This window comes from Pseudophaeobacter leonis (assembly GCF_002087335.1).
Classification (GTDB): domain Bacteria; phylum Pseudomonadota; class Alphaproteobacteria; order Rhodobacterales; family Rhodobacteraceae; genus Pseudophaeobacter; species Pseudophaeobacter leonis.
On the sequence record NZ_MWVJ01000058.1, the window covers coordinates 1 to 12,293 of the forward strand.

Consider the following 12,293-nt stretch of genomic DNA (forward strand, 5'->3'; position numbering starts at 1 on the left):
ATTAGCTCGGGCCTTTTTGTCATCAGATCACAGACGCGGCAGCTGCGCTTGTGGGGATACACGAGTTTGGGCCCTCTTATGAGGGCCCAAACCTGTTGTGCCTTTAGAAATCCTGCCAGGTTCCAGCACCGCTCGCAGCCGCTCGGGCGGGAGTGTGGCTCTCCTGGTCCCAGTCGTTGCTGTGGGCCTGTGGACGGCTCGTTTGTTCGGCGCCCGCCTTTCCACCGGAAGACTGGCCGCCGGGAGACTGCTGCGAAATTTTCACCACTGACCCGCCGGCCAGTTTGAAGACAGCGACCAGCTCTGCAAGGGTGTTGGCGTCATTGTTCAGCGTATGTCCCGCCGCTGTCGTCTCCTCGACCATGGCAGCGTTTTGCTGGGTAACCTGATCCAGCTGTACCACACCAGTGTTGATTTCGCCGAGGCCAGTGGACTGCTCCACGGCGCCCTCGGCGATATCTGTCACCAGTTTCGAGATGTGGTTGACCCGTTCAGCGATGTTTTGCAGTGCCCCACCGGCCTTGCCAACAAGATCCACGCCGCGCTCCACCTGTGTGGAACTTTCGCTGATCAGCGTTTTGATTTCCGTCGCCGCATCGGACGAGCGTTGCGCCAGAGACCGCACTTCGGAGGCGACAACCGCAAATCCGCGACCGGATTCGCCGGCCCGTGCGGCCTCGACCCCGGCGTTCAGAGCCAGAAGGTTGGTCTGAAACGCGATGTCGTCGATGACGCTGATAATCTGCGCAATATGGGTCGAGGAGTTTTCGATCTCGGTCATCGCCGCAACAGCATTTGCAACGACAGTGCCACTGTTTTGTGCTTCCTGCTTGGCCTCGCCCATGATGTTTTCAACACTGCGCGCACTTGCGGCGGCGCTTTTGACGCTGGCGGTCAACTCATCCAGAGCAGCAGCGGTTTCTTCCAGCGTTGCGGCCTGGCTTTCAGTTCGGTGCGACAGGTCATCCGCCGCCTGGCTGACTTCGACCGTGCCGGCGCGGATACTCGGGGCTGCATCAATCACATGCTGGACAGTGGTGCTGCGCGTAGCCACGGTTGTGTTGAAACTGCTGCGCAGCTGTTCGTATTCTGCGGGGAACGTTTCCGTTATGGCGCAATCAAGATCCCGGTCGGCCAGGCGTTTCAGATGCTCATCCAGAGACCCGATAACAGAGGAGCGGTCCGCTTCGGTTGCGGCAAGATTGGCCTCTGCCTCCTGAAGCGCGACACGGGTTTTCTCCATTGCGCGGTTGAGGTCGCCAATTTCGGTTTTCGCGTCCATGAAGGCGGGTACGAAATCAAAATCTTTGTGCGACAGCCGGTCCAGATCTTCCTGCAAAGCACCAAACTGGCTGTCGAAGATGCGGATCAGGCGCAGCCCGATGCCGACCGTTGCAATGATAGAAAGCGTTACAATAACCATGGTCGGCAGAAGGGTGATCAATGCATCTGAGGCTTCGGCCTTTGCCAGGTCCGTCATTTCTGTTGCCGCGTCTATTTCGGTCTCGTGCAGATAGGCAATCCAGTCAGACGACCGGCTGAACCAGTCCTGCACAGTGATACCCGGCACAGTGCCGCCTGGCTCTGCTGCGACCACGGCCTGACGGATCTCGAGCAATCCGCTTTCGTTCAGCCTGTGTTCGAAATCCAGGCCCGGCATATGGCTGGCCAACACGATATGGTCAACATGCAGGAACTGCGGTTCGGAGGCCCATTCTTCCGAAAACTCACGGTAAACGGCCAAATCAAAATGACCCTCAACAAAGCCATGCAGCCCCGCTGAGCGCTGAAGTTCAGCCGCCTCCTTGGCTGCGCTCAGAGAGACCAGACCAGAGGCAATCTGGACGATCTCAGCGTTATTCTGCCGGAGCATTTCTTCATCGGCGGCATCCAGAATGGTTCCGATGATCTTGGTGTAGTAGCTGCTCACCTGCGTGATGCCGACACTTAGCTGGTCAACCGTGCGCCGCATCTCCTTCAGATTTGAAAACTGGTTGCCGATAGCTTTAATAGGGGTTGGTATGGCATGGATGGCTTCATCTACTTCGTGGCGGACTTTGGCCAGTTCGTCGCGAAAGTCAGCGCCCCCGGATTCAAGAAATCCAGCGGTTAGCCCACGCTCTTCCTGCAGGTAATGCGCCATGCCATTGAGGAAAACAGCTTCGGCAATCTCGGTTTGGGTGTGCCCGGCATCGATGAAGCGGACCAGGTCATCTTTCCCCTTCGCGCCTCCTTCTATCATTAGGGCAACAAAGGGAATGGCAATAAGGGCGAGAATGTACCTTCGAAGGGTCATCGTGAAAAGCTCCAGAACGTGATTGTTAAACTGAGAACTCCATCACCTGATCGACCTAACAATTTCTTAAATTGCGGCTCAACTATACTTATGACGTATCATAAACATACGTACGTTGCGCCAAGAGGAACGCCTGCTCGCGTTTCGCATGCCTCGCCAGGGGGGCAACATCTTTTTTAGTTTCGGGTGGTGCAGACCATCGACGGCGCGACCAATCCTCATGGCTGTGGCCTCAGGCGATCAGCCCGCGTCTCCCGATTGGCTCCGGCACAACAGAGCTATTGCACAAGCTCGCCCAGAATTCTGTGAAGCAGGTCGGCTTTTTCACTTCCCAGCTTGTTCAGAATCGCATCATCTTCAAGCTGTGCTTGCTCGCGGATTTGCTGAACACGTTTTTTCCCGAGTTCGGTCAAAATCAGATTGACCTGCCGCTGATCAATGCTGGCCATACGCCTGTGGACGATCCCATCTGACACCATGCGATCAACCAGCTTGGTCAGGGTCGGGGGATTCATCAGTACGGCCTCGGCAAGATCCCCCATGGTCAGGTTGTTTCCGGCTTCCAGCACTTCCATCACCCGCCAGGCTTCGACCTGTACGTTGAACTCCTTCAGGCGCTTGCTGAGAGATCCGTGCACCTTACGGTGCGCCGTGGCGAGCGAGTAAGACAGGTAGGATTGCACGGGAAGGGAATGCGACATTGCTGTTCTGGTCCTCTGAACGGTTGGTTTCAAAATTAGTTGACTTGGAAAGGATTTTCAATGCACTTTAAAAACTATGTTGGACGCTTCTATCGCATCGTCTATCGGTCCAAGCTCGTCCAAGATGATCGTGCCGAGCGAGGTCAGGGATATCGACGGGAAACTCGCGGATTTTCCGAGGGTTACGTTTCGCATCGGCTTGCTTATTCCTATGTGTGGATCGGCCGGCCTGTGGGCTCCTTCCTGTATTTCCAGCGCCCAGGTTGCCGTTGCCCAGCTTAATGAGAGCAACGGGATATGTGGCCGCCCTGTCGAGTTGATCATGATCGACTCTGCCCTTGAGGCGCAGACCCCGGTTGAAGAGGTGATCAACTCATTGATTGAGATTGGTGCCATTGATGCGATTGTCGGCATGCATATTAGTGCCGTGCGTCAGAACCTGAGCAAGATCGTGCGCCAGCGTGTGCCTTATATATATACGCCGCTGTATGAGGGCGGCGAGAACACCAAGGGGATTTTTGCAATTGGGGACACGCCGGATCGCCAGTTGGGGCCGGCGCTTGAGCATTTTTGCACCGATATGAAGATAAAGAACTGGGCGCTGGTGGGCAACGACTACGTCTGGCCGCGCTCCTCTAACACCTACGCGACAGAAAAACTCTCACAGATGTCCGCGGATATCTGTTTTGAGCGATACATGCCCTTTGGCATTAGCGATATGTCGGGTCTTGTCGCCGAGATCGCCCAGACAAATGCTGATGCGGTGCTTTTGTCTCTGGTTGGTCAGGATGCGGTGACCTTCAACCGGGCCTTTGGCGCGGCCGGTATGCATGATCGCATGATCCGCTTTTCTTGCGCGATTGAGGAAAACAGCCTGTTGGCCAGCGGCGCCGACAACCTCAAAGAGCTCTATTCTGCCTCCTCTTATTTTGGATCGCTCGCGACATCCCAAAACAATAGTTTCCGCGAGCGCTACTATGCCATTCATGGCGAGACGGCGCCGGTTTTGAATGCGCTTGGCCAGTCAACCTACGAAGGGGTGCAGTTCCTCGCTGGATTGATGGCAGCCCACAAAGAGGACTGGCACCAAAAGGACAGCCGCAGCACAGGCGCGATCAGCTTTGACTCTGTAAGGTGCTGCAACCGCAGTGGTCAGGGCCCAGGCACGGCGCCGATCTATCTGGCCAAGGCGGATGGAGCCCTTTTTGATATCATAAAAAAACTATAGTTTCAGTTAGTTAAGATTTTTCCTTGAAATGGAAAATAAATTACTTGAATTGGAAAGTAACTTCAGCAACCCTTGGTGAAACGGGTTTGCTGCCCTGGTTCAGCGCGCGATCCCAGTATTTAGTCCACTTGGGAGTATCGCTTTGGTCTGGGTCGTATCCATCATTGTGTTGGCCATTGTCATTTTACTTGGCATCTGGTTCCTGCAAAAATTCTTTGCAAAAGCCACCTTGAGCTCTGCCCTGGTGCGCACGGGGTTTGGCGGCAAAAAGGTCGTCCTGCATGGTGGCTGCATCGCGCTGCCGATCCTGCATCAGGTGCAACGCGTGATGATGGGGGCGGTGACCTTTGCAGCAGAGCGCAAGGGGCGCGATGGGGTGCTGACGGGCGACCAGCTACGGGCGGATGTTGCGATGGAATTTGAATTCCGCGTCGACGGCAGTGTTGAGGCCGTTGCGACCGCAGCACAGGCACTGGGAAGCCGGGTTGAACGGGGCGGCGACGCCATTGAGGAGCTGCTGCGCGGCTCAATGCTTGATGCGATGCAAGCGGCCGCCGCTACGCGGTCCCTTGAAGAGCTGCATTCAAACCGGGCGGGTTTCACTGCCGAGGTCGAGGCCGCCGTCGCGGCAAAAGCGGCGCATTTTGGCCTGTCGCTCATCTCTGTTTCCCTGATCCGCGTTGATCAAAGCGATCTGTCGCAGCTCGACGAGAAGAACGCCTTTGCCGGCAGAGGTCTGCGCCGACATGCAGAGCTGGTGTCAGAACAGCGCCGCGCGCGGGTACGGATCGAGACAGAGACCGATATTGCAGTGCGCGAAAGTGGGCTTGCCAAACATCAGCGCCAGCTGGAAATTGATCGCACCGAGCGTGAAGCAACGATTGCGCAGCAGGAGGTGATTGAGCGTCTTGAAGCGGATTCCCGCGCCAAGAAAGAAGCTGCAAAATCAGACGCCGAGCTGCGGATAGAACAGAAAAAGCTGACATCCTCCAAGCAGATCGAAGCCGCGAAGGTTGCCAATGACGAAGCGCTGCGTCGCACCGAAATGGCCGCTATTCTGGCCCTGGAAGAAACCAAGATCGAGAATGAGACCAGGCTGTCGGCGCTGCGCACGGCCGAGTTCAAAACCCAGGCCGCTGAGGAAACAGCGCGTGTTGCGGTCCTTTTGGCGGCCGAAGATGTCCAGGCGCAGAAAGAAAAGGCCGTGGTGCGCCGCGAGCATGAGACGGCTGAGATGCGGCTGACAAAAGATATCGAACTCAGCACGGCCCAGGCCAAAAGTGACGCCGAGACACTGGCCGTCAGAACCAAAGCCGAAGCCGATGCGGCAACCACGCTTGCCACGGCTGAGCTGGCAAAATCCGAAGCGGTGGCAAAGGGCAATTCTGCCCTGATCGAAGCTGAGAACAGCATGAGTGATGCGCTGGTGGCCATGCGGCTGGAAGAAAAGCGGCTCGACCGTCTGCCGGAAATTATGACGCAGATGATGAAGCCGGTGGAGAAAATAGACTCGATCAGGATCAACCACATCGGTGGCATGGGCGGCGGCGGGCTCGGCGGCAGCGGGGAGGGCGGCGCTGACAGTGCCTTTGGCTCGGCCATGGATCAAATCCTGGGCATGGCCGTGCGCCTGCCTGCAATGAAACAGATGGGCGAAGAAATCGGCATGGATTTTGACCCCAATATTGCCGGACGCACAGCGGACTATGCCAACCGCGTCAAGGCAAAGGAAACCTAATACCAAGCGAAGAAACCAACCAATCAACCAACAAAGCATGGTCCTGAAACCATGCGTGGAGGGACTATGACTGTTCTTAATCGACGTAAATTTCTTGGACGTGGCGCGGCGCTGACCGGGACAACGCTGACTGGCGCAGCTATGATGCCAGGCTTTGCTCTTGCTGCCGACACCATCAAACTAGGGTCCATTCTGGACACCTCCGGCCCCTTTGATGCCTATGGCAAACCAATGGATATGGCGATGCGTCTGGCCGTCAGTCAGATCAATGCCGCAGGTGGGTTGCTGGGCAAACAGGTCGAAGTCATATCCTATGACACGCAGTCTGACATGGCGCTCTATACGCAGTATGGTCAGCAGCTCACCCGAAAGGATCGGGTTGATGTGGTGCACGGCGGCATCCTGTCGGCCTCGCGCGAGGCGATCCGCCAGACGATGCGCAAGACGCAAACGCTGTATTTTTACAACGTGCTGTATGAAGGCGGCGTCTGCGACAGAAACATCTTTATCAATGGTGTGACGCCCGCGCAGCAGGTTGAGGCTCTGGTGCCCTATGCGATGGAGAAGGCAGGCAAAAAGGTCTATATTCTGGCTGCCGACTACAACTACGGCCAGTACATGGCGAGCTGGATCAAAAAGTTCGTCGCTGACAATGGTGGCGAAACCATTGGCGTTGACTTCTTCCCGCTTGATGTCTCCGACTTTGGCTCCACAATCGCCAAGATCCAGACCGCCGGTCCTGATCTGGTGATTGCACCGCTAGTGGGGGGCAACCATCTGTCTTTCTTCCGCCAGTGGGCGGCTGCGGGTATGAAAGACCGCATTCCACTGGCCTCGACCACGCTGGGTGTGGGCAACGAGCACAAGGTGCTGACGCCAGAAGAAGGCAACGGGATCATGGTGGCCTATAACTACTCGCAAGAGTTGGACACGCCTGAAAACAACGCCTTTAAAGAGGCATGGGCTGCCGCGAATGACGGCGATCAAAGCATGCATGAAATCGCGGTTTCCAACTATCACGGCTTGCTGACCTGGGCAGAAGGCGTGCGCAAAGCAGGCTCTCTGGATCGCGACGCGATTATTGCCGCCCTGGAAACCGGCGTCTCAATCACCGGTCCCGGTGGTGTGGTGACGGTTGATCCCAAGACGCACCATGCGGTGCTCGACGTGCATCTGATGGAAATTCAAGACCAGAGGATGCGGGTTATCAAGTCACTGCCACAGCGCCAACCCATTGATACGCAGGCGGTTTGCGATCTGGAAGCCAATCCGGACGACAACACCCAATACGAGATCCAGATCTAGACGCGTTGCTCCCTGATCTTTTGAGGGCTGCCGCCAGGTGGCCCTCCGTTCCCCATATGCCTGGACCCGATCCCGGCACCCTCAACAAAACATGTGAGCCTTCATGGATCTGTCCTTTGTCATCTTGGTGGAAATTCTTTACGGCATTGCCTCGCTGGCGCTGATCAGCGCAGGTCTCGCTGTCGTGTTTGGCATGATGAAGGTTATCAACCTGGCGCATGGCGAATTCATGATGATGGGGGGCTACGCCACAATCACTGCCGTGAACCTTGGCGTAAATGTCTTTGTGGCGATGCTGATAGTCGCGCCGCTTGTGGTTGGCCTGATTGGGCTGGTTGTCGAGAGGCTGGTCATACGGCATCTCTATGGCCGTCTGGTGGATACAATGTTGGCCACCTGGGGCCTTAGCCTGTTTTTCGTCGGGAGTGTCACGATGATTTTTGGCAATACCACCACCAGTATCACAACACCGATCAAGGGGTTTTCCGTCGGAAACTACCAGATCAACGGCTATAACTTCTTTATCATCTTTATCACCATTTGCCTGCTGGCCGGGATCTATGTGTTGTTAAAGACGACACGGGCCGGTCTGATTGCGCGCGGCACCATGCAGCGCTCGGATATTGCCGCCGCTCTGGGCTACAGTCCTGATCGCATCTATATGGCGACCTTCTTTTTTGGCTCGGCTTTGTCGGGTCTGGCAGGCGCGGTCCTGGCGCCTCTGGTTGGGCTGGTGCCCACATCCGGCGGCATCTATATCGCCAAAGCCTTTATTACCGTGATTGCAGGCGGCCCCTCTCTTATTGCGGGATTGATCAGCAGCGCGGGGCTATTTGGCCTGGTCAATCAGGTCTTCACCTTTGCGATCTCACCGGTGATCGGCGAAGTCGCCCTTTTGGTCGCCGCCGTGATCCTGCTGCGCCTGTTGCCACAGGGTGTGACCGCCAGGTTCTTTAAGGGGAAGATGTGATGTCTCGCACTGCTGGAAAGGGCGATGTCGCCGCTTTGATCTTTGGTGTTGCGCTGATGCTGATCATGCCAATGCTCATCAGCACCTACACACTGACCGTGCTCGTCATCTATGGCATGCTTGGGCTGAGCCTGGGCCTGATTTGGGGCTTTGGCGGCATCCTGTGCTTTGGTCAGGCGGCCTTCTTTGGCCTTGGCGCCTACACCTACGCGGTGGCCGCGATCAACATTGGCGAAAGCACCCTGCCAATGCTGCTGAGCATCCTTGTGCCGGCTCTCTTTGCTGCGCTGCTGGGGGCGATGATGTTTTGCGGGCGTCTGACGGATGTCTATCTCGGCGTCATTACATTGGTGGTGACTTTGATCCTGTTCAAATTCACCAACTCGACAGCCGGCCCGCAGTACAAGATCGGAGAGGCCCGTCTGGGTGGATTCAACGGCATCCCGGGATTTCACACCCTGAATGTGCCGGGCCAGCCCAACGCCTACATCTGGGGAGAGCCGCTCTACTATGTCTGCGCCGTGGCCTTGCTGGTGGTGTTTTTCTTTGTGACCTGGCTTTTGCGCACCCCCTTTGGACGCATCGCGGTGGGCATTCGCGAGAATGAGACGCGTGTCTCCCTGATGGGCTATGACGTGCGGGCGCGTAAGACAGCCCTGTTTGCCATTGGCGCCGGGATTGCCGGACTGGCCGTGGGGCTGTTTGCCAACTGGGCCGAGATTGTCACCCCGGGACTGTTCAGCCTTGGTCAGTCGGCCGAAATCATCATCTGGTGTATCGTTGGCGGGCTGGGGACGCGGTTTGGACCGATCCTTGGCGCGGCCGGCCTGGCCTATCTGAAGTTCATGCTGGGCCAGCAAACTATGGTCGACAACACGCTGATCACCGGCATCATTCTTGTGATGTTTGTGCTGTTCCTGCCCAAGGGGATCGTCCCAGCCGTGACCTCGCTTTGGACCGTCAGCTTTGCCAAACGAACCCCAAAAGGCCGCCGCCACCGCAGCAGTGCGCGGCGCAGAGGAGGCGCACATGGCTGAACTTGTTTTAGAAACCGAAGGCCTGACAAAACGCTTTGGCGGGGTGGTTGGCCTCGGACAATGTCAATTTCAAACTCAAAGCCCGCGAGCTGCGCTGCCTGATCGGCCCAAACGGCGCGGGTAAATCCACCTTTTTCAAATGCATCAGCGGGTTGCATACGCCAACCGAGGGCCGTGTGTTCATGCGCGGGCAGGAGACCACAGGCTGGCACCCGCATGAGATCGCTTCACTGGGGGTGGGCATCAAAACACAGGTCCCCAATGTGATGGATGCGCTGTCGGTGTTTGAAAACATCTGGATGGCGGCGCGGCGCTTTATGCCCACGCGCGCGGCAAATACCAAAACCAGCGATATCATTGATCGTTTGCGACTGGGCCCGATTGCCAGGGCCGAACTGGGTCGTCTTGCCCATGGGGAACGCCAGCGGGTGGAGCTGGGTCTGGTCGCGGTTGCAGACCCCTGGCTTGTGCTGCTGGACGAGCCCGCCGCAGGCATGAGCGCCGAAGACGTCGCGCGCATGAGCGAAATCATCCACGAGCTCACCCGCACGGCGGCCGGGGTCATTGTGGAACATGACATGCAGTTTATCCGCTCCATCGCCACCACGGTCACGGTGTTTCACCAGGGCGCGGTCCTGATGGAAGACCATGTCGACAGGGTCATGTCGGATCCGGTCGTGCGCAACGTCTATCTTGGAAAGAACGCCTGATGCATCCACAAGAGCGCCCGCCCGCAGAGGATGTCAAAACCCTGCTGGAAATCAAAACCCTGTTGGAAGTCAAAGGCCTGTCAGGGGGCTATGGCAAAGTGCCGGTGCTGCATGGCATCGACTTTCAGATAGCCGAAAACGAAGTCGTCGGCATTCTTGGCCACAATGGCATGGGCAAAACCACGCTGCTGAAAACGGCCATGGGCTTTTTGCCGACCACATCCGGCACCATCCGGTTTTACGGCACCGAAATCACCCGCATGAGCCCAAATGAGCGGGCAGGGCAGGGCATCGGCTATGTGCCGCAGGGACGCGGTATTTTTCCGCAACTCTCGGTACGGGACAATCTGCGCTTTGCCTGGCACCATTATTCCGGTGGCACCGAAGATGAGGTCATCGACACAGTTCTACAGGAATTTCCGCGTCTTGTGCGCCTGCTGGACCGCGAGGGCGGCGCGCTTTCGGGCGGTGAGCAGCAACTGCTTGCCCTGGCGCGCTGTCTCATGGGGGACCCGGAATTTTTGCTGCTGGATGAGCCGACCGAAGGCATTCAGCCCTCGATCATCGAAGAGATGTCTGAAACCCTGTTGAAGCTGCGCAAGGACCGGGGGCTCGCGATCCTTCTGGTCGAGCAGAATTTCGACTTCATTGCGGATCTGTCGGATCGTGTTCTGGTGCTGGAGCGGGGCCGTATCACCGGTGAGCTGAGCAAGGCGGAGCTTTCGGATCAGTCCAAGGTCGACCAGTTTCTCGGCTTTGGCGCGGCGCGCTCAACCCGGGGCAGCGCGTCGAACAGGGGGACTGGCGCGAGCAGAGTTTCTGGCGCGACGCATCTGGCGACACAGAGCTCGCATCAAACCACACGACTGCCATCAGGGATGTCCTCTGAGGCCTCGCAAATTGCGGTGACACATATGACTATTAAGCGTCCAACATTGAACCAAATGCGCACCATGGCCGAGCGGTTCGGAATGAACCTGACAGATGCAGATCTGGCCGAGTACTGTGAGATTATCGAGCCTTATATTCAGGCCTATGATCGCCTCGATGCGTTGCCGGATTACCTGCCCGAGGTCCGCTATCCCCGTGCGCCGGGCCATTTCCCGGATGCCACGGACAACCCGCTGAACGCCTGGTACGTGAAAACCGATATCAAAGGCGCGATGGACGGCCCGCTGCGCGGCAAACGCATTGCCCTGAAGGACACCATTTGTCTGGCGGGGGTGCCGATGATGAACGGCTCATCCATCATGGAAGGCTACACGCCCGAGATCGACGCGACGATTGTCACACGCATGCTGGACGCCGGCGCCACCATCGCAGGTAAGTCGCATTGCGAGAATTTCTGCCTCTCTGGTGGCTCGCACACCAATGCCAAGGGGCCCATCCATAATCCCTGGAAACGCGGCTATATGGCCGGTGGCTCCTCGGGTGGCTCTGCGGCTCTTGTCGCCTCGGGGGAGGTTGATATGGCCATCGCCGGTGATCAGGGTGGCTCTATCCGTATCCCGTCGTCGAACTGCGGCGTCTACGGCATGAAGGCCACCCATGGTCTGGTGCCTTACTCTGGTATCATGCCGATTGAGCAGACCATCGACCATGTTGGCCCCGTCACCAAAACCGTCGCGGACAATGCAATGCTGCTGGAAATTCTGGCCGGCGAAGACGGTCTGGACCCGCGGCAGTACAAACCCAAAACCTACCGCTATACAGAAGCTCTGGGCAAAGGCGCCCATGGCATGCGCATCGGAATTCTCAACGAAGGATTTGCCGGCCCTTCGGCCGAGTTCGACGTCGACCAAAAGGTTCTGGCCGCAGCAGAGCGCTTTCGCGATCTGGGCGCGCGGGTCGAGGAGGTTTCTGTTCCGGAACATGGGCTTGCGGTGGATTGCTGGACCGCAATTACGGTTGAAGGGCTGCAGGATCACATGATGCACGGCAACTCTGGCGGCACCAATTACCGCGGGCTTTTTGTGCCCTCCATGATGGACCATATGGCAACCTGGCGCAGCCGCCCTGATGAGCTGACCCACTCTTTGAAGACCTGCATGTTCCTGGGCGAGTACTTTCAGGAGCAGTACCGCGGCCGCTTTTATGGCAAGGCGCAGAACCTGATGCGCAAGGTGAACGAGAAATACGCCGCCGCACTAAAGCAATATGATGTGCTGTTGATGCCGACAGTTCCGATGAAGCCGCAGCAAATCCCGCCCGCAGATTGTTCCATCTCGCTTTATGTTCAGCGCGCCTTTGAGATGATCGCAAATCCCGCCCCGTTCAACGGTGGTCTGCCCGCCATGAGCCTGCCTTG

At 57.3% G+C, this 12,293-nt stretch carries 9 protein-coding genes; 7 read left to right on the forward strand and 2 right to left on the reverse strand.

Features of this window, described 5'->3' with window-relative positions; all coding sequences use genetic code 11:
* Positions 1-103: 103 nt before the first annotated feature.
* A complete protein-coding gene (locus tag B4968_RS23530; RefSeq protein ID WP_161492590.1) occupies positions 104-2,296 on the reverse strand; it encodes a methyl-accepting chemotaxis protein in 2,193 nt (730 codons plus the stop codon).
* 278 nt (positions 2,297-2,574) lie between these two features.
* Positions 2,575-2,997 carry a MarR family winged helix-turn-helix transcriptional regulator gene (locus tag B4968_RS13390; RefSeq protein ID WP_083099696.1) on the reverse strand — a complete coding sequence of 141 codons (423 nt, stop codon included), beginning with the start codon at positions 2,995-2,997 and terminating at the stop codon, positions 2,575-2,577.
* 124 nt (positions 2,998-3,121) lie between these two features.
* On the opposite strand from B4968_RS13390, the gene B4968_RS13395 reads away from it, so the two are divergent.
* The 7 genes from B4968_RS13395 to B4968_RS13425 form a co-directional block, all read left to right on the forward strand.
* A complete protein-coding gene (locus B4968_RS13395; RefSeq protein ID WP_139792818.1) occupies positions 3,122-4,225 on the forward strand; it encodes a substrate-binding domain-containing protein in 1,104 nt (367 codons plus the stop codon).
* 142 nt (positions 4,226-4,367) lie between these two features.
* A complete protein-coding gene (locus tag B4968_RS13400; RefSeq protein WP_083099700.1) occupies positions 4,368-5,963 on the forward strand; it encodes a flotillin domain-containing protein in 1,596 nt (531 codons plus the stop codon).
* A 66-nt stretch (positions 5,964-6,029) separates the two neighbouring features.
* Positions 6,030-7,268, forward strand: coding sequence for an urea ABC transporter substrate-binding protein (locus B4968_RS13405; protein ID WP_083099701.1), 1,239 nt, complete (start codon positions 6,030-6,032; stop codon positions 7,266-7,268).
* Between the two features lie 103 nt (positions 7,269-7,371).
* On the forward strand, positions 7,372-8,238 hold the full coding sequence (locus tag B4968_RS13410; RefSeq protein WP_083099702.1) for an ABC transporter permease subunit: 867 nt from the start codon (positions 7,372-7,374) through the stop codon (positions 8,236-8,238).
* A complete protein-coding gene (locus tag B4968_RS13415; RefSeq protein ID WP_083099703.1) occupies positions 8,238-9,275 on the forward strand; it encodes a branched-chain amino acid ABC transporter permease in 1,038 nt (345 codons plus the stop codon). The genes B4968_RS13410 and B4968_RS13415 overlap by 1 nt, the downstream gene beginning before the upstream one ends.
* 47 nt (positions 9,276-9,322) lie before the next feature.
* Positions 9,323-9,985, forward strand: coding sequence for an ATP-binding cassette domain-containing protein (locus B4968_RS13420; RefSeq protein ID WP_241525735.1), 663 nt, complete (start codon positions 9,323-9,325; stop codon positions 9,983-9,985).
* Positions 9,985-12,293, forward strand: a 2,309-nt coding sequence (locus B4968_RS13425; RefSeq protein ID WP_083099705.1) for an amidase, incomplete at its 3' end; no start/stop codon positions are given. The genes B4968_RS13420 and B4968_RS13425, both read left to right, overlap by 1 nt.